An 18,480-nucleotide genomic window follows, 5' to 3' on the forward strand; every position below is an offset into this window, starting at 1 on the left:
TCTCAATAATCAGAAAGGATGTAGAAATATTATCCTTAAGTTCACTTCGAATGATTTGATTATGTTAGCTAGCTACAAGGTACATTATTAATAGGTAGGGATACGTTATTAAGATAATAATCATACAATTAAGTAGAAAACAATCCATTTTTGTCTATTCTCTATTAGCTTTCAATGCTTATCTATGGATACTATTGAGTGAATAAAAAAAGCCGGATAAAATAAATTTATCCGGCTTCGATATATATAACTAAATTTTATATTAGTTCGTGTAATCTGTTTCAGATCCTGAGAATGCTGCACGAGTAAATTCTCTGTTCAATCTTGCGATATGAGTAATAGAGATTTCTTTCGGACAAACAGCCTCACAAGCACCTGTATTTGTACAAGCACCAAATCCTTCAGCATCATGTTGCTCTACCATTGCTAAAGCACGACGCTTACGCTCTGCTTTACCTTGTGGTAATACTGCTAATTGAGATACTTTAGCTGCAGTGAACAACATTGCAGAAGCATTTTTACAAGCAGCTACACAAGCACCACAACCGATACATTGCGCCGCATCCATTGCTTCATCAGCAACAGTTTTTGGAATAGCAATCTCGTTTGCATCTGGTACACCACCAGTGTTTACTGTTACGTAACCACCTGCTTGCATAATTCTTTCAAATGAAGTACGATCAACTATTAGGTCTTTCAATACTGGGAATGCAGAAGCTCTCCAAGGTTCAACAACAATAGTTTCACCATCAGAGAAAGTACGCATATGCAACTGACAAGTTGTAATACCGTGCTTAGGTCCGTGAGGTTTACCGTTGATGTATAAAGAACACATACCACAAATACCTTCACGACAATCGTGATCAAAGTGGATAGGGTCTCTACCGTCTTTTAATTCGTTCTCGTTAAGAACGTCCAACATTTCTAGGAATGACATATCTTCAGATACATCATTTACTGTATATGACTCAAATTTACCCGGCTTGTTTTCACCAGCCTGACGCCAAATTTTAAGCTTAATATTAATTGTATTTCCTGCCATGATCTTCAAGTTGTTGGTTGTCTTTAGTTAACAACCTGTGCTTTGAATTGTTTCAAATGGGTTGATTATCATCAACCCTTGGTCTAATTACTTGTAACTACGTTGAGTTAATTTTACGTTTTCGAAGACTAAATCTTCTTTCGTTAACTCAGGATCTTGATCCTCTCCTTTGTAACCCCAAGCTGATACGTAAGTGAATTTATCGTCTTGACGAAGTGCTTCACCCTCTTCAGTTTGTGATTCTTCACGGAAGTGACCTCCACAAGATTCTTCACGGTTATGTGCATCGATTACCATCAACTCACCTAAATCTAAGAAGTCTTCTAAACGTAATGCTTTTTCAAGCGTCATGTTTAACTCTTCATTAGTACCGATTACTTTAAGATCTTTATGGAATTCCTTACGTAGATCTTGAATCAAACCACGAGCTTTTTCTAAACCAGCCTTATTACGAGACATACCACAGTATTCCCACATAATATGACCTAATTTTTTATGAAGATCATCTGGTGTTTGATTACCATTGATAGTTAATACCTTATCAATACGAGCTTTAGCAGCTTTTTCAGCTTCTGCAAATGCAGGGTTATTAATATCAACCTTCTTACCTAATGGTAAAGTTGCAATGTAATCTCCCATTGTGTAAGGAATTACAAAATAACCATCTGCAAGACCTTGCATTAATGCTGAAGCTCCTAATCTGTTTGCACCATGATCAGAGAAGTTAGCCTCTCCCAATGCATACAAACCAGGTACGTTAGTAGATAAGTTATAATCTACCCAAAGACCACCCATTGTGTAGTGAACCGCAGGATAGATCATCATTGGCATTGTATAAGGATCATCATTAGTGATTTGCTTATACATATCGAATAAGTTACCATATTTAGCAGCAATTGTATCTTTACCGTCACGTTTGATCGCATCAGCAAAATCCAAGAATACAGCTAAACCAGTTACACCAACACCTTTTCCTTCGTCACATACCATCTTCGCATTACGAGATGCTACATCACGGGGTACTAAGTTACCAAATGAAGGATATCTTCTTTCTAAGTAATAATCTCTATCTTCCTCAGCAAGCTTTGCAGCATTTTTTGCTAAGATTTTATGATTCTTTTGATCTTTTGGTACCCAAACACGACCATCGTTACGTAGCGATTCTGACATTAATGTCAATTTCGATTGGTATTCACCATGTACAGGAATACATGTAGGGTGAATTTGAGTAAAACAAGGGTTAGCAAATTTAGCCCCTTTCTTATATGCTCTCCATGCTGCAGATGCATTAGATGCCATTGCATTTGTAGAAAGGTAAAATACGTTACCATATCCACCTGTACAAAGCAATACTGCATGACCTGCATGAGAAGCTATCTCACCTGTTATCAAATCACGTGTTACAATACCTTTAGCAGCACCATCAATAGTAACTACATCTAGCATTTCTTTACGTGTGTGCATTTTTACTTTACCAGAAGCTACCATTTTAGATAACGCTGAGTATGCACCTAATAATAATTGTTGACCAGTTTGACCACGAGCATAGAACGTACGAGATACCTGAGCACCACCGAACGAACGGTTATCTAATAACCCACCATAATCACGAGCAAAAGGAACACCTTGAGCCACACATTGGTCAATAATTTCTGTAGAAACTTCAGCTAAACGATGAACGTTTGCTTCACGCGATCTGTAATCTCCACCTTTAATTGTATCGTAAAATAAACGGTAAACTGAGTCACCATCATTTTGATAATTTTTTGCTGCATTAATACCACCTTGAGCTGCAATTGAATGTGCTCTTCTTGGTGAATCTTGAAAACAGTAAGCGTGTACGTTATATCCAAGTTCAGCTAATGTTGCAGCTGCAGAAGCACCTGCTAAACCTGTACCCACTACAATAATATCAAACTTTCTTTTGTTTGATGGGTTAACAAGCTTTACATTAAATTTATGTTGTTCCCATTTCGTAGCCAATGGGCCCGCTGGGATTTTTGATTCTAATGACATTCTATTTTTCTTTTAAATGCTGTTAAAAAAATGATTTCAAATAATGGTTTAAAAGGAATTATCCTCTCAAATACATTACAACTGGAATCAATCCAAATAACACAGGAACTATGATAGAATATGCTTTACCAACAAAAGAAATGATTGGTGTCCATCTTTTACTAGCCCATCCTAAAGTTTGGAAAGCACTAGCAAAGCCATGCCATAAGTGGAATGCAAGAACAAACATACATGCTACATATGCACCTACAATAATAGGGTTAGCATAAGATGCTGCAACAACACTGTAAAGGTCTTTCATAACTACACCGTCATAAGTTACAGTACCAATAGTACCTCTTAATTCGTGCATTACTGCCCAGTATTGTGCTAAGTGAACAACCAAGAAAACTGCAATTACAGTACCTAATACACCCATGTATTTAGAAACTGTTGTACCATCTTTGTTTGTTTGATCGTAAGCTTTATTTCCTCTAGCTTTCTTATTTTGCCTAATTAATGCAATAGCATAAACAATGTGTGCTACGAAGAATAACTTAAATACATTTGCAATTACTTGTACAATAGGATTTGTAGACATAAAATGTGCGTACACATTAAATGCTTCAGCTTTTCCCATAAGTAATGTCATGTTACCAGACACGTGTCCAGCTAAAAATAAGATGAGCAATATTCCAGAAAGAGACATCATGATCTTCTTTCCTATTGAACTGCCCAACGTTTTTCCCCAACTCATAAAATTAACGTTTAGATAAATATTGTGGTGAGATAGTTCTCTCGTTTAATTTGTTGATACAAAATTATACCTCAACTAATCGAGATACAATAATCATAATCAGTTGTTGCTTATTTCGAATAATTCTAAACAAGCTAAATTTAATCACATTTGCTTTGTTTGAAAACACTATACATATACTGTAAATCAGTCATTTAAAAACTTATTTATTAATAATAATAGTTGTAAAAACACTTGTTTAATAATAATGTTTCCAAAAGAACATAACAAAAGTCATCTTTTACACTCATTTAGAATCAAAAAAAATCCCCTTAAAACGTTATTTTCTAAGGGGATTTTTTATATATCAATTTTACATTTAGAGTTTACCACTCCAAACCATATAATCTTTAAATAATTCGATGTTTGGTAATTGATCAAATACACCAAAAACAGTTGATCCAGAACCAGTCATACTAGCGTATCTCGCTCCTAAACCATATAATTGGTCTTTTAACTGTGGTAATACATTATACTTTTCAAATAACCCTTGCTCAAAATCATTATTCACTTTGCCATTCCAGTCTTCTAAATCATTTTCTAAAACATCTTTTAAATTAAATGATAATGGTTGTGGGTTAACGCCTGAATAAGCTTCTTTTGTAGATATATGAATTGATGGATTTACTAGAACAATATATTTATTAGATAGATCTAATGCTATTGATTCAAATAATTCTCCTCTACCCATTACCCAAACGGGTTTATTTTTGATAAAAAAGGGACAATCGCTCCCCATTCTACCTGCATACTCTTCTAATTGTTCATCTGATATTGACAATTTAAAAAGATCATTTAGCATTTTTAATGCGAATGCACCATCCGCTGATCCTCCACCTAAACCAGCTCCAATTGGAATAACTTTATGCAAATGAATTTTGACAGGGGGTATATCAAATTCCTGCTTTAAAATAGAATAAGCCTGAAGACATAAATTACCATCTGTACTACCAGGTATTTCTATTCCTGAGCTTGTAAACTCAAGTTTATCACTAGGTATTATTTCTAATATATCAGTCCATTCAACAGGATAAAAACAAGAGGCAATATCATGAAAACCATCTTCTCTTTTTCCTGTAATAGCCAATCCTATATTGATTTTCGCGTTTGGAAACGAAATCATAATTTCAGCGTTTTTAAAAGTGAGTTACAAGTATAGTTGGAATAACAACTGTATAAAATAATTTTGATCATTATTTCTATTTTACAAACTTCTTATAGAGCCATTTGTTTAATAGAATCCCTATTAATATTACAGCTACCCACTGAGTTACTATTGTTGCATTAGAGTAAACATCAAAGAAATTCCAAACTCCATCTTTAAACCAAGGGTTTTCTGAATATCCTTGCGACATCCACCACCAGATTAAAAACACTCCAATACCAATGTTTAAGTACATTGCAATTTTATAAAAAATAGCAGGAATTATAATACTAGAATCTTTATCAATATACTCCTCCTTAAATTTTCCAACACCATTCTTTTGCACTGCAAAATTTATAAATAGACCTGATATTAATAATCCTAATCCCCAAACCCAATCTTGGTTTGAGAAAAAATTTAATGACATTGCAGAAGGTAAACCAAATACAATACACAACCCACCAGTTATTATACTCGCCTTTGTTCTATTAAACTTCAAATCAGTAAATGTTCTAATACACAACTCTACCATACTTATTAAAGAGCTAAAAGCAGCCATAGTAAACGCAACAAAGAACACTACTCCTAAAACTTCTCCGTAGGGTATTTTAGCAAATAATAAAGGGATAATTGTGAACGTTAATGCTGTATTTCCAGATTGTAAATAAGATATAGCCTGTGCATCTGATGATGCGATTGCAAAAACAGAGGGTAAAATTGCTATTCCAGCTATTAATGAAGCTAGATTATTACCAATCCCACTCACTAAGATATTAAAAGTAACATCTTCTTTATCTCTAGAGTAAGATGCAATTGTTAGCATCAATCCCCATCCTGCTCCTGTACTCCAAGCAGATTGAGTTACTGCTTCTATCCATACCTTAGAGTTAAAAAACAAAGCGGTATCTATATGAAACATATATTCTAATCCTTTAGGACCATTTTCTGTTGATAAAGCTACCGCAGCAACCAATAACATCAAAAATAATAATGATGGAATAAGTATTTTATTAACTTTTTCTAAACCTTGCTGAATACCTTTATACAACATAAATACAGCAAAAATAACCACACCGATATGTATACCTACTGTAAGATAACTACCTGTTGATATACTTTGCCAATATACTTCTAGAAAGTCCTGATTTAGCCCTTCTAATGCTTTTTTATCCGTTAAAAGAGAAGTTGATAAACCTACATATCTTAATCCCCATGCAGTTACAACAGAATAATAAAATGTAATTCCAAGAGTACATAAAGTGATAAAAAAACCCATCCATGTATACTTTTTACCTGCTGCTTGGGCAAATGATGAAATCACTCCATGTTTAAATTTCTTACCTATAGAAAATTCAGATAAAAGAATGGGAATAGACCATATAAATAGAAAAAGGAACCATAATATTATAAAGGTTCCTCCATATTGGCCTGCTAACCTTGGGAACCTCCACAGATTACCTGCACCTATGGCCATTCCTAAGGAAGCTAAAATCACTCCCCATTTACTACTAAATTGTTCTCCTTTTTCTTGAACTGACATATTTTTTTTATTACTTCGTTAATTGGTACGCTTTGAGCGTATAGACATAGTTATTATTATTACCCCATCTGAAAAACAGGCGGGCTAAACTCCATTTTACTTATTAATCGAATGATTAGTTCTATAAAAAACTATATAAAAACATACATTAGCATTCGCTATGGACTAGGTGGAGCACTTTTTTTAGGTGTTCTAGTCTTCGGAATAAACTATTATGATTCTGGAAACACATCTGGAGCTTTAGCTGCTGCTTTAAAACAAAGTGCCTACACATTTATCTTTGGTGGATATGTATCGGCACTTTGCGAAAGATTAACATCAAAAGGTAAATTTATACTTGGAGTACTTTTACCTTCTTCGATTGCAATAATAGCAACTTATACTGTTCACTCACTAAAAGGAACTCCAAATCCAGAACTCTCAACAATTCCGACTTTGATTTTTGCTCCTTTAGGTTTTTTATTTATTGCGTTTAATAAGCGAAAAGAACTAAAGCGATCTAGCAACTCTGAGTCCTAAGAAATCCTGACGAATATCAATACCGTCATAATTTCTGTAAGCAGGTCTGCAGAAAAATTCGTCACTTAAATACGAACCTCCTCTAAACACCTTAGTTTCTCCATTTTGAACACCCTGAGGGTTATTTTCTGTAGATTGTTTGTAAGAGGTCTCACTATACCAGTCATTCACCCATTCCCAAACATTACCTTGCAAATCATAGATTCCAAGTTCGTTTGGTACTTTCGTTCCAACTTCGTGGTGCGAGTCTTCAGAGTTAGGTAACAACCATGCTCTAGCCATAATATTTTCATAAGAAGACATACCTTGTGCAAGTTTTTTACCTCCACGAGCTACATATTCCCATTCAGCTTCTGTTAGAAGTCTATACTCTTTTCCTGTAAGTGTATTTAATTTTTGAATAAATTGTTTACAATCATTCCACGAAACCATCTCTACAGGATTATTTCCCATTTTATACTCACTCGGATTATTTCCCATTACAGTTTCCCATAATGCTTGAGTAACTTCTACTTTACCAACAAAAAAACCATCAATATGTACTTCATGTATTGGTAAACTTGGGTTTACCCCCGTATCTAAAACCAAATCTCCTTTTCTATCACCCATTTTATAAGATCCACCTTTAACATAGATCATATCAAAAGTAACTTCACTTACTTTATCAGTGTAATTCTTTTTCTTTTGAGCAGTAGAAGATAGACTTATAGAAAGTCCTAATAGAAGAGTAAAAATAAGTTTGGATGTAAAATTAGCCATATCGAAAATATTCAAAAAATAATGTTCAGTTTAAAATTGAACATGAAATTAAACAATCTAAAATGATAAATACGCAAAAAAGGATCAAATAAATAATTAAATGATCCTTTTCTAAATTTATAATAACTTTTTAATTATATCTACAATTGATATCCCTTCTGCTTCTGCTTTAAAGTTACGCACTACTCTATGCCTTAACACAGAAACAGCCACAGCTTTAATATCTTCAATATCTGGCGTGTACTTACCTGATAAAATAGCATGACATTTTGCTGCCACTACTAAATATTGAGATGCTCTAGGGCCTGCCCCCCAATCCACAAACTTATTTGTAAACTCATCTGCTAATTCTGTATTAGGACGAGTTTTATGAACAAGTTTAACAGCGTATTCTACCACATTGTCTGCAATTGGAACTCTTCGTATTAAGTGTTGAAAATATAAAATCTCATCACCACCCATTACTCTATCAACTGTTTTCTTGACATCACTTGTAGTAGCTTTCACTACATTTACCTCATCTGAGTAAGAAGGATAGTCTAAAATGATATTAAACATAAAACGGTCAAGTTGAGCTTCAGGTAAAGGATAAGTACCTTCTTGTTCAATTGGGTTCTGAGTTGCTAATACAAAGAATGGTTTTTCTAACTGAAACTCCTGATTTGAAATAGTCACCTTATATTCCTGCATTGCCTCTAAAAGCGCAGACTGCGTTTTTGGTGGCGTTCTATTAATCTCATCCGCAAGAATAATATTTGAGAATATTGGTCCTTTTACAAATTTAAATTTACGGTCCTGATCCATAGTCTCTGCTCCTAAAATATCAGAAGGCATTAAATCTGGTGTAAACTGAATTCTACTAAAACCTAAATCTAATGCAGAAGCAACAGTATTAATTAAAAGCGTTTTTGCAAGACCAGGTACTCCTTGTAGTAATGCGTGCCCTTGACTAAAAATTGCTGTTAAAACAAAATGAACTGTTTCATCTTGTCCTATTACAACCTTTCCTATTTCTTCTTTAAGTTTTATATATTTTTGATGAAGTGCATCAGCTGCTTCTTTATCAGAAGCAAAAGTAATCTTTGATGTCATGTGCTTTATTGTTATTCCAGTTACCTAGTTTTTCAACTTCGTTTTAAGTAGTAAGCTTTCTATTTTGCTAAGGAGATGATTAACAGACTTACTCGTAGTATTGAAATTAGTTTTTTTTTGGTTATAAAAAAAGGGCAAATCCAACAGATTGGATTTGCCCTTTAAAAAAATTATATGTTTTAGATGCCATCGACAATTTCACACCCATCAAATTGTGGGTCAATCTCGATAAAAACATCATTTTTGGCTGATTTAATCCACTTTTCTAAAATCTGATTTTTCTGACTATTCAACGTTGCTTGTTGAAGCTTTTGATAATCATCATTTAGGTTTGCGTAATGTGGAGGCTTGTAACCTGAATAATAAATGATACGAACTGCATCTTGTCCATCTTCTGTACGGTACTTTAATGGTTTAGATGTATTTCCTACTTTCATTGTATCAATTGCAAAGAATACCACAGGATCTAATTCATCAGTTGCCATGTAAGAACTACCCGTTAAGTTATTTTTAAAATAACCTGCATTTGCTCTTGTTGGTTGATCATCAGAATATAAATTTACTGCTTTCTCAAAACCTAATGTATCAGAATCTGCAATTAATGTTCTAATGCTATCAAGAAAATGAACAGCATCTTTTACATCATTATAGTTTGATTTAGGACGAATAAGAATGTGTCTTGCTCTAAAACGTCCACCTCTTCTTTCTAATAATTGAATTAAGTGATATCCAAAATCAGATTCTATTGGGTCTTCAATTTCGTTTGGTTCAATAGTTAATGCTACTTCCTCAAATTCAGGAACTAGCTCACCTCTACCGTGCCAACCTAAATCACCACCTTTTCTACCAGAACCATAATCTTGAGAGAACTGCTTTGCAAGAACACCAAAGTCTTCACCAGCTTCTATTCTCTTTTTGATATCTACTAATTGTTGTCTTGCTTTTTCCTTTTCAGACTCAGATACTTTAGGTTCTCTAACTATCTGACCAACTTTTACCTCTGCAGATAAAAATGGGATTGAATCTTTAGGAATAGACTCATAGTATTTTTTTACTTGCTTAGGTGTAATCTTAACATCAGCAATAATTTGCTGTTGCATAGTTTGCACCGTCATTTGTTCTTTTACCTGATCTCTCAAGTCATCACGTAAATCGTTTATAGACGTACCTAATGTCTTCTCTAATTTTTCTTGAGAACCCGCTTGTAAAATAAAGTATTGCATACGTCTTTCTAATTCATCAGAAACACGAGCATCATCAACATCAATAGAGTCAATTTGTGCTTTTGCATACATAATTTTATTAACGATCAATCCTTTTAAGATATCACATCTTGCTGCATCCTGATCTTTAGGATATTGACCATTAGCCAACATTTGTTGATATCCTGCTTCTACTTCAGAAAGTAGAATAATATTATTATCAACTTTAGCGATAATTTTATCTACAGGAATAGCATCATCTTGTGCAAATACAGAAGAAGCAAAGACGAATAGGAGTCCTAATAGTGTGTAAAAACGGTGGTTCATATCTTGTTTATACTTGTATAAAAGTATGTATTATGTTTAGCGTTTAATTATCTGAGACGTAAATCTCATATTCATTATTTTTTGTAGCGTCGTCGTATAATTTAGTATCTAATTCGCTACGCAATTCTAATTTTCTTTTTCCGAGAATAACATTCTTTACTTGGTTTGATACAAACTGTAAAGGAGGTGTTTGGTCTACAATCTTATAATCTTTTATCTGATATATAAAAGTATTAGATTCATCAGATGCTTCCCAAAGTCTATCTCTTTTTAAGAGTTTAGTTATGTCAGATTGAGACTTCATAAAAGGAGTTCCAAAAAGGAGCTCATCAAGGTCTAACCAAACAGAATCTTCCAAATGTACAAAATCTGCATAAGCAAAGGCAGAAGAACGTAATTTTTCTTTATCTTTTTCTTTAGAGCTCTTTAACCATTTGGTGATTTTATTTAAATCTGGAGCATTTTTAGGGTACCGTAAAAATATCCCTTTAACAATATTACTCTTTAAAATAAAATCTTCTGAGTTCTTAGTGTAATAGTTCTTAATTTGTGCATCTGTTACCAATGTATCCAAATTAGAGGCTATGTATTCCCTTTCGTACTCATGCATTATCAATTGGAATTTATAATCATCCAATCTTCTTTGTAAGTCTAACTTTTCGACATCTACCTGAGCAGCTGCTTTCTCTAAAGTAATAACCCTTCTAACCCAATTATTAATATATCTATCTCTAATATTAACCGAATCTTTGTGTGTCATTCGGTCAGTAAATAGATTTTTCAATTCAGTATCATATAAAACCTTATCATTAACACGTGCTAATGGAATACGTGAATTCTGTATGTTCCCTTCTTCAACAGCCTTTTCAAAAAGCTTCGAGATTTTATCACAACCCGAAGTCAGTAAAATTGAAAGCATGCCTAAAATGTAGAATATTTTTCTAATCATGACAGCAAATTTAATTATTTAGAATTGCCATACCTTATTACGGACACGCATTAATGGCTTTTTGATGAAAAAAAAATCTTAAAATTCTTTAAAGTTCTCGATATCATCTAAAATTGTTCAATTCATTCTTTCTGATCACCTAAAAAAAATCTTCTATATTTGATACAAATATTAGAAAAGACACACACTATTCTAATTTATCGTCTTGTAACACTGCAACGATTTAAAGAATAGAAAACTAAAATATATGAATCAATCTCAACTTAAAGAGCTAGGAAATAGAATTTCTGATCTTCAAGGGTACTTAGATATTGACAATAAGAAAAGTGATATCGAAGAAAAAGAAGCTTTAACTACTGCTGCAGGTTTTTGGGATTCTCCAAAGGAAGCTGAAGTACTTTTAAAAGAAATAAAAGGGTTAAAAGCTTGGGTTATAAAATTTGAAGAAGTAAAAAGTCTTTTTGAAGATCTAGAAACTTTATTTGAATTTTATGATGCTGGAGATGTCGATGAGGAAGAACTAAACGCTGAAGGTAAAAAAACTGAAGATGCTGTTGAAGCATTAGAGGTAAAGAAAATGCTCAGTAACGAAGAGGATAGCTTAAGTGCAATGATGGAGATTAACTCTGGCGCGGGTGGTACAGAATCTAACGATTGGGTAGAAATGCTTTTCAGAATGTATAAAATGTGGGGAGAATCACATGGTTACAAAGTAAAAGTAGTAAACATAAATGAGGGTGATGTAGTTGGTTTTAAACAAGCTACATTAGAATTTGAAGGTGACTTTGCTTACGGTTACTTACAATCAGAAATTGGTGTTCACCGTATGGTTCGTTTAAGTCCTTTTGATTCATCTGGAAAAAGACATACTACTTTCGGTTCTGTATTTGTTTACCCTGTAGTAGACGATTCGATTACAATTGAGGTGAACCCTGCAGATATTACTTGGGAAACTTTTCGTTCTGGTGGTGCTGGTGGACAAAACGTTAACAAGGTAGAGACAGCCGTTCGTTTAAGACACACTTCTGGTATTATTATAGAATGCCAACAAGAACGTTCTCAACTTCAGAATAAAGACAAGGCAATAAAAATGTTGAAGTCTAGACTTTATCAAAAAGAAGTAGAGTTAAAGAATGCTGAAAGAGCTAAAGTAGAAAGTGGTAAAAAGCGTGTAGATTTCGGTTCGCAAATCAGAAATTACACAATGCACCCTTATAAATTAGTAAAAGATATTCGTACAGCTGTTGAAAAAACGGATGTACAAAAAGTATTGGATGGAGATTTAGACGATTTTATTAAAGCCTATTTGATGTCTAATTAATCATTTTCAAACCCCAAAAGAGAGTAGAAAAGACTTTTTGTGTTAATTACACACTTTTTATTCTTTCTTTTGGGGTATTTTTTTGGATAATCCACCTTTTTTTATTCAAATTTACGCACCATAAAAAAACACATAAAGACAATGAACACTAACACTATTATTAATTTGGATTTCCTTGCTGAACTTGGAATCCAAAAGCGCAATCCTGCATTCTCAACAGGTAGAACTTTTGCTTCTTTAGATTCTTCTAGAGCAACAAGAAAAATTGTTTCTCCTACAGATGGCCAAGTAATAGCAGAAGTAGAAATGGCAACACAAGAAGATCTAGATCATATTGTTGCTACATCCCAAAAAGCTTACGAAAATTGGAAAATACTTCCTGCACCAAGAAGAGGCGAAATTGTTCGTCAGATTGGTGAAGCTCTAAGAAAATATAAAGACCCTCTAGGTAAGTTAGTTACTTACGAGATGGGTAAAATTTATCAAGAAGGACTTGGTGAAGTTCAAGAAATGATAGACATCTGTGATTTTGCTGTTGGACAATCTAGACAACTTTATGGTTTAGAAATGAAGTCTGAAAGACAAGACCACAGAATGTTTGAACAATGGCATCCTCTTGGAATTGTAGGTATTATTTCTGCATTTAATTTCCCTGTTGCCGTTTGGTCTTGGAACGCTATGATTGCAGCAATTGGCGGTAATGTATCTATCTGGAAACCATCTGAAAAGACACCACTTACAGCTATTGCTTGTCAGAATATTTTGCAAGACGTACTTAAAGCCAATGATTTACCTGAAGGTATTTTCAGTTACATCATCGGAGATGCAGCAATTGGGGCAAGCATGTCTCATGATACTCGTATTCCTCTAGTATCTGCTACTGGTTCTACAAGAATGGGTAAAAAAGTAGCAGAAGCAGTTGGTGCTAGATTAGGAAAATCTTTACTGGAGCTTGGAGGTAACAATGCATTAATTATTACCGAAAATGCAGATGTTGAAATGGCTATTCGAGCAACTGTTTTTGGAGCAGTTGGTACGTGTGGACAAAGATGTACATCAACAAGAAGGTTAATAGTACATGCTTCTCAATACGATAAAGTAAAAGAACGTTTATTAAAAATATATCCATCATTATCAATTGGACATCCTTTAGATGAAAGCTCTTTAGTTGGTCCTTTGATAGATAATGATGCAGTTGATGCTTTTAAAGCAGCCATTAATAAAGCTACATCAGAAGGTGGTAAACTATTAATTGGAGGCGAGTCTTACTCAAAAGAAGGGTTATCTTCTAATTACGTTCACCCTGCCATTGTAGAAGCAGAAAATCATTATCAAATTGTACAAGATGAAACATTTGCTCCTATTCTTTATCTAATTAAATACGATGGAGAAGTTGAAAATGCTATTCGTATTCAAAATGATGTAAAACAGGGTTTATCATCTGCAATATTTACAAACCATTTATTAGAGTCTGAAGCATTCTTAAGTGCAGCAGGTTCTGACTGTGGAATTGCAAATATAAACATTGGTACTTCTGGTGCTGAAATTGGTGGTGCCTTTGGTGGAGAAAAAGAAACAGGTGGCGGAAGAGAATCTGGTTCTGATGCTTGGAAAGCATATATGCGCCGACAAACAAATACTGTAAATTATGGTAGAGTATTACCTTTAGCACAAGGTATTAAATTTGATATTTAAATATTAAATAGCTGTAATTTTTAAGATAAGGTCTACATTTTATTTACGAATAGAATGTAGACTTTATTTTTAATTACTTTTTTTTACGTTTCATACCAAATATTACATACAAAGTACCAACAACACTGTAATTAAGCTAAAAAACCTTTGAGGTTCTTCTCTATTTTCCATATATTGATATAAGAATTAGTTACGTTACAGTGGTTAACTAACAAGTCCCATTTAATAGTACTCAGTATTTGATTTCTATTTCGCTTTACTTATACCAAATGACTCAAAAAAAATACTATTCTGTGATGTTGATTGATGATAATGAAATTGACAATCTCATTAATCAAAAGATGATCGAAGCATCTAAAATAAGTGACAATATTTTTATTCATTCTGGTGCTAAAAGTGCCATTGAGTTCTTACGTAATATTGAAAAATTAGATGATGTATCTAACCAGATATTACCTGAACTTATCTTTTTAGATATTGATATGCCTTTAATGGATGGCTTTCAGTTCTTAGATTTATTTGATCAACTTTCTGAATCAACTAAAAAGAAATGTAAGATCGTAATGTTAACCTCTTCGATTAACCCTCAAGATATTAGCCGATCTCAGAATTATAGTTATGTGAAAAAATATGTAAACAAACCTCTTACTCAGAAAAACCTTTCTTCGTTAGAGATTGCATAAACATTATTTTTATACCTAAACAAAAGAGGCTATTTCAATTGAAATAGCCTCTTTTGTTTAGGTAGGTTTTTAGTTTTTAATCAAGATCTCCACTAACAAAACGAATAAATCTGTCATCCATTCTTATTGAGCGTGTAGGTGCAAAAATATACGGAGATTTAATCTGTGCATACTTTGTTATGATATTAGACACTTTAGTCATCTTATCTCTCTTGGCTTCACTCATACCTGTTTTAAGCATCTTCAAGAACAACGTGATAGATGGACAACTTTCTTTACCCATCAATCTAATTTGCCTCTGTATACTGTTAGACAGTTGATTAAAAAGTTCATAATCTCTTAAACATACATATTGCAGTGCAAGTAAACACTTCACTTCTAAAAATGCATGAGGAAATTTTTTCAAACTCACCTCATTCAATAAGTTATTTAAGAAACGGGCAGCCTCATCGAACTCACCAGCATAATAAGCTGAAATAGCTCTATAAACTATATATGATACATAGTTAGGAATATCATCTATATCTGGCTCAAAATCATCAAACGTTTCTTTGTTACTTTCAAACAATTCACCTTGTGTATCTGTCTGAAGTGCACGCTGTAATTTTGTCTGTAAAAACTGAGTTGGGAATGTATATAAATTACTATGCATAAGAAGAGGAACTACCTCCTCATTTACAGCATCGTAATATTTACTTGCTTTACGGAATACACCATAATGTGTATAGTATTCTAATTTTAAAAACTCGAAGACATTATGCAGATGGAAATAAATAGAATCCATTTGATATTGATCAAATATCTGATCAATTTTTAAGAAAATGTCCTCAATTGGTTCTTCATTATCATCTTCGTTATTTAAGGCAATTTTAGTTTCATCTTCAATAAAAAGACGATGAAATACATTCATACAACTTTGATATACAAATGGCCTGTGCGACTCATATAATTTGGTTGTTCTATTTATCTCGTCATGCAATAAATCTAAACCTAATTTATCTGTTTCATCACCTGTAAAAGCATATACTCCAAACTTCTTAAAGTAATCTGCTAGAATATCTTCGATCTTATCTACAGCCAACATATAAGCAACGTGCTTATTGTATAACTGAGAATAAACAAAGTAATCTGGAGAATTGATATGTAATCTTTTCAGTGCCTTATAGACTACTGTTAACTCATTAGACAAATCATAGTCTAATAATTCTTTTTCTAATTTTTTTAATGTTACAATTGATATGGCCCTCTTTTTAGTGAAGACCATTTCGTGAATATTAGCTACTTTTTTTAGAAGGTCCGCTCTCGGACTTTCCATTTGCTGCAATAAATATTCTTCAATTTTTTGATTTAAACGAGATCTTAAAGTATAGTATGCATTAGTATTCACGTCTAGCTCAGTCATTACCTGCTGATCAGACATTCTTTTTTCACGCATGGATGAAAGTAAATAAGCCGATTTATCTGCATTACTTTCTATCAAAGATATTTTAATTGCTTCGTAATCTTTTTCTGATAATTGCTTAATTATATGCTTTAATCTCGCCATATAGTAGAATACCTTAAAACGTAGTACTGAGTCATTTTATTAGGAATGTAGTTCATAAGTAAAACACATTTATGCTACATCAACCTTGTTACACTAATATAAGCATAGAAAAGGAAAAAATCAGTGTATTATTTAATGGCTTTATTGGATAAATAAAATATTTATAGTTTTTCTTTGGTTAGCCTTTCCAAGATGCAATCCAATTATTCAAAATATCCAAACCGTGTTCTGTTAAAATTGCTTCTGGATGGAACTGTACACCCGATATAGGTAAGGTTTTATGCTCGATAGCCATAATCTCATCTTCCATAGATTTAGCCGTAATATTTATAATGTTATGTACATTATCTAATATCAAAGAATGGTAACGTACAACTACAAATTTTTCTGGTAAGTTTTTAAATAATGTAGATGGTGTACATACTATTTGAGACATTTTACCATGCATTGGTTTCAATGCCTTTAATACCTTTCCTCCAAAGAACTCTCCTATAGCTTGATGTCCTAAACAGATGCCTAAAATTGGATGTGTTTTATGATAATATTCAATCACATCCATCATATTACCCGCTTTATCTGGAGTTTCTGGACCTGGAGAAAGTACAATAGCGGAATATTTATAGACAATAATTTCTTCTAGGGGCGTATCATTACGAATTACCTCTACTTTTTCACCTAATTGAGTGAAATAATCTACAAGATTATATGTGAAAGAGTCAAAGTTATCTAGAAGTAAAATCATGTTTGTTTGTTTCGTTTCCGCAAAAATAAAAAAGGGAAGTAATTAAACTTCCCTTTTTCTATAAATTTTCTTCAAATAATTCATGTATCTCTTTAGAATACCTTTTCATACTTGGCATTATAGTACCTCCTGCATCAATTACCCAATCATTTAAATCTAATAATTTGGGGTAAATAAGTGAATCTTCTGTTACATCTTTTGGTAGACCTAATCCTGCTGAATTAAATAACCCTAAGATAACAGAAAGAGATAATGCGTATTTAAAACCTCCTAATATCAGCGCTGCTACATTATCTAAATCATCCAAAACAGAATAATCAATTTTATCTTGCAACCACTTCCCTAAAAGGTTTAAACCCATTGTACCTCCAAAAAAGAAGATAACATAAGCAAAAAACACAGTAGATTTTGGTGTATCTACGTACGTTTTTGATGATGAAAAAGCACCTGCCACTCCAAAAAAGATCAACGAAGCACCAAAAACAAAAACCACCGTCGAGATTATTTCTAATAGAAAGCCTCTACGAAAACCTTTGTATGCCCCATAAACAATCATTCCTAGAAGGAATATGTCAGTTACTCTAATATATGAAGTGAAAAATCCTAAATCTTGTTCCACAATAAATTATTTTTTTTATCTGATTAAGTTAAAGCTTGTTTCACTTTTGCTGAAACAACTTTCATATCTGCTACACCTGCAAATTTCTTGCCTGCTGCACCCATTACTTTACCCATATCTTTTGGAGAGGTAGCACCAACTTGAGCAATTAGTTCTTTTACTTGAGCTTCTACTTCTTCTTCTGACAATTGTTTCGGAAGGTAAGTTTCAATAACAGCAAGTTCTCCTAATTCTATATCTAAAAGATCTGTTCTACCAGATTCTTTGTATATATCTGCAGAATCTCTTCTTTGTTTAGCTTCTTTAGTTAAAAGTTTTAATTCTTCTTCAGTTGTTAAAACAGTACCTTTACCTTGTGCCGTTTCTGCTAACTGAATTTTAGCTTTTAATTGTTTTAAGGTACCTAGCGTAACTTTATCTTTACTTTTCATTGCTACTTTCATAGCCTCTTGTACCTTGTCTTTTAAACTCATTTCTTTAGAACTTTATGTAAAACGAACGAATTACGA

Annotated in this window: 17 protein-coding genes; 4 read left to right on the plus strand and 13 right to left on the minus strand. The window is 33.1% G+C overall.

The window, feature by feature from the left end; all coding sequences use genetic code 11:
- Positions 1–262: 262 nt before the first annotated feature.
- The 5 genes from EI427_RS11730 to EI427_RS11750 form a co-directional block, all read right to left on the minus strand.
- On the minus strand, positions 263–1,027 hold the full coding sequence (locus EI427_RS11730) for a succinate dehydrogenase/fumarate reductase iron-sulfur subunit (RefSeq protein WP_205727950.1): 765 nt from the start codon (positions 1,025–1,027) through the stop codon (positions 263–265).
- Between the two features lie 102 nt (positions 1,028–1,129).
- Complete coding sequence (locus tag EI427_RS11735) at positions 1,130–3,058, minus strand: fumarate reductase/succinate dehydrogenase flavoprotein subunit (protein WP_126614828.1); 1,929 nt, start codon at positions 3,056–3,058, stop codon at positions 1,130–1,132.
- A 58-nt stretch (positions 3,059–3,116) separates the two neighbouring features.
- Positions 3,117–3,794, minus strand: coding sequence for a succinate dehydrogenase cytochrome b subunit (locus EI427_RS11740; RefSeq protein ID WP_126614830.1), 678 nt, complete (start codon positions 3,792–3,794; stop codon positions 3,117–3,119).
- 358 nt (positions 3,795–4,152) lie between these two features.
- Positions 4,153–4,956 (minus strand): 4-(cytidine 5'-diphospho)-2-C-methyl-D-erythritol kinase, encoded by an 804-nt coding sequence (gene ispE / locus EI427_RS11745; protein WP_126614832.1) that lies wholly within the window; start codon positions 4,954–4,956, stop codon positions 4,153–4,155.
- Positions 4,957–5,032: 76 nt separating this feature from the next.
- Positions 5,033–6,517, minus strand: coding sequence for a sodium-dependent transporter (locus EI427_RS11750; protein WP_126614834.1), 1,485 nt, complete (start codon positions 6,515–6,517; stop codon positions 5,033–5,035).
- 111 nt (positions 6,518–6,628) lie between these two features.
- Here EI427_RS11750 and EI427_RS11755 point away from each other — a divergent pair, with 111 nt between their 5' ends.
- Complete coding sequence (locus EI427_RS11755) at positions 6,629–7,036, plus strand: hypothetical protein (RefSeq protein ID WP_126614836.1); 408 nt, start codon at positions 6,629–6,631, stop codon at positions 7,034–7,036.
- Here EI427_RS11755 and EI427_RS11760 read toward each other — a convergent pair.
- The 4 genes from EI427_RS11760 to EI427_RS11775 all read right to left on the minus strand — a co-directional run bounded on the left by EI427_RS11760 (position 7,007) and on the right by EI427_RS11775 (position 11,365).
- Positions 7,007–7,795: a formylglycine-generating enzyme family protein gene (locus EI427_RS11760; RefSeq protein ID WP_126614838.1), complete on the minus strand. Its 789-nt coding sequence runs from the start codon at positions 7,793–7,795 to the stop codon at positions 7,007–7,009. The two genes, EI427_RS11755 and EI427_RS11760, sit on opposite strands and share 30 nt — an antisense overlap.
- Before the next feature lie 117 nt (positions 7,796–7,912).
- The gene (locus EI427_RS11765) at positions 7,913–8,887 is read right to left on the minus strand and encodes an AAA family ATPase (RefSeq protein WP_394345830.1); all 975 of its coding nucleotides are present in this window, start codon (positions 8,885–8,887) and stop codon (positions 7,913–7,915) included.
- A gap of 179 nt (positions 8,888–9,066) precedes the next feature.
- Positions 9,067–10,416 carry a peptidylprolyl isomerase gene (locus tag EI427_RS11770; protein WP_126614840.1) on the minus strand — a complete coding sequence of 450 codons (1,350 nt, stop codon included), beginning with the start codon at positions 10,414–10,416 and terminating at the stop codon, positions 9,067–9,069.
- 43 nt (positions 10,417–10,459) lie between these two features.
- A complete protein-coding gene (locus EI427_RS11775; RefSeq protein ID WP_126614842.1) occupies positions 10,460–11,365 on the minus strand; it encodes a hypothetical protein in 906 nt (301 codons plus the stop codon).
- 247 nt (positions 11,366–11,612) lie between these two features.
- Between EI427_RS11775 and prfB the strand changes: the two genes are divergently transcribed.
- From prfB to EI427_RS11790, 3 genes are all read left to right on the plus strand, one after another.
- The gene (prfB, locus tag EI427_RS11780) at positions 11,613–12,686 is read left to right on the plus strand and encodes a peptide chain release factor 2 (protein ID WP_126614843.1); all 1,074 of its coding nucleotides are present in this window, start codon (positions 11,613–11,615) and stop codon (positions 12,684–12,686) included.
- A 141-nt stretch (positions 12,687–12,827) separates the two neighbouring features.
- Positions 12,828–14,381: an L-piperidine-6-carboxylate dehydrogenase gene (gene amaB, locus EI427_RS11785; protein WP_126614845.1), complete on the plus strand. Its 1,554-nt coding sequence runs from the start codon at positions 12,828–12,830 to the stop codon at positions 14,379–14,381.
- 269 nt (positions 14,382–14,650) lie between these two features.
- A complete protein-coding gene (locus tag EI427_RS11790) occupies positions 14,651–15,064 on the plus strand; it encodes a response regulator (protein WP_126614847.1) in 414 nt (137 codons plus the stop codon).
- 76 nt (positions 15,065–15,140) lie between these two features.
- Here the strand turns inward: EI427_RS11790 and EI427_RS11795 are convergent, their stop codons facing one another.
- From EI427_RS11795 to EI427_RS11810, 4 genes are all read right to left on the minus strand, one after another.
- The gene (locus EI427_RS11795) at positions 15,141–16,610 is read right to left on the minus strand and encodes a hypothetical protein (protein WP_126614849.1); all 1,470 of its coding nucleotides are present in this window, start codon (positions 16,608–16,610) and stop codon (positions 15,141–15,143) included.
- Between the two features lie 178 nt (positions 16,611–16,788).
- Positions 16,789–17,352, minus strand: a complete 564-nt coding sequence (locus EI427_RS11800) for an anthranilate synthase component II (RefSeq protein ID WP_126614851.1) — start codon at positions 17,350–17,352, stop codon at positions 16,789–16,791.
- Positions 17,353–17,410: 58 nt separating this feature from the next.
- Positions 17,411–17,971 (minus strand): CvpA family protein, encoded by a 561-nt coding sequence (locus EI427_RS11805; protein WP_126614853.1) that lies wholly within the window; start codon positions 17,969–17,971, stop codon positions 17,411–17,413.
- Positions 17,972–17,994: 23 nt separating this feature from the next.
- Complete coding sequence (locus EI427_RS11810; RefSeq protein WP_126614855.1) at positions 17,995–18,444, minus strand: GatB/YqeY domain-containing protein; 450 nt, start codon at positions 18,442–18,444, stop codon at positions 17,995–17,997.
- Positions 18,445–18,480 lie beyond the last annotated feature (36 nt).

Source organism: Flammeovirga pectinis, assembly GCF_003970675.1.
Lineage (GTDB): Bacteria > Bacteroidota > Bacteroidia > Cytophagales > Flammeovirgaceae > Flammeovirga > Flammeovirga pectinis.

Excerpts from the sequence above, each read along its gene's own strand:
- EI427_RS11755 (WP_126614836.1), top strand. The coding sequence starts at position 6,629 with ATGATTAGTTCTATAAAAAACTATATAAAAACATACATTAGCATTCGC.
- EI427_RS11750 (WP_126614834.1), bottom strand. The coding sequence starts at position 6,517 with ATGTCAGTTCAAGAAAAAGGAGAACAATTTAGTAGTAAATGGGGAGTG.
- EI427_RS11740 (WP_126614830.1), bottom strand. The coding sequence starts at position 3,794 with ATGAGTTGGGGAAAAACGTTGGGCAGTTCAATAGGAAAGAAGATCATG.
- EI427_RS11790 (WP_126614847.1), top strand. The coding sequence starts at position 14,651 with ATGACTCAAAAAAAATACTATTCTGTGATGTTGATTGATGATAATGAA.
- EI427_RS11775 (WP_126614842.1), bottom strand. The coding sequence starts at position 11,365 with ATGATTAGAAAAATATTCTACATTTTAGGCATGCTTTCAATTTTACTG.
- EI427_RS11800 (WP_126614851.1), bottom strand. The coding sequence starts at position 17,352 with ATGATTTTACTTCTAGATAACTTTGACTCTTTCACATATAATCTTGTA.
- amaB (WP_126614845.1), top strand. The coding sequence starts at position 12,828 with ATGAACACTAACACTATTATTAATTTGGATTTCCTTGCTGAACTTGGA.
- EI427_RS11735 (WP_126614828.1), bottom strand. The coding sequence starts at position 3,058 with ATGTCATTAGAATCAAAAATCCCAGCGGGCCCATTGGCTACGAAATGG.
- EI427_RS11760 (WP_126614838.1), bottom strand. The coding sequence starts at position 7,795 with ATGGCTAATTTTACATCCAAACTTATTTTTACTCTTCTATTAGGACTT.
- EI427_RS11795 (WP_126614849.1), bottom strand. The coding sequence starts at position 16,610 with ATGGCGAGATTAAAGCATATAATTAAGCAATTATCAGAAAAAGATTAC.
- EI427_RS11810 (WP_126614855.1), bottom strand. The coding sequence starts at position 18,444 with ATGAGTTTAAAAGACAAGGTACAAGAGGCTATGAAAGTAGCAATGAAA.
- prfB (WP_126614843.1), top strand. The coding sequence starts at position 11,613 with ATGAATCAATCTCAACTTAAAGAGCTAGGAAATAGAATTTCTGATCTT.
- EI427_RS11770 (WP_126614840.1), bottom strand. The coding sequence starts at position 10,416 with ATGAACCACCGTTTTTACACACTATTAGGACTCCTATTCGTCTTTGCT.
- ispE (WP_126614832.1), bottom strand. The coding sequence starts at position 4,956 with ATGATTTCGTTTCCAAACGCGAAAATCAATATAGGATTGGCTATTACA.
- EI427_RS11765 (WP_394345830.1), bottom strand. The coding sequence starts at position 8,887 with ATGACATCAAAGATTACTTTTGCTTCTGATAAAGAAGCAGCTGATGCA.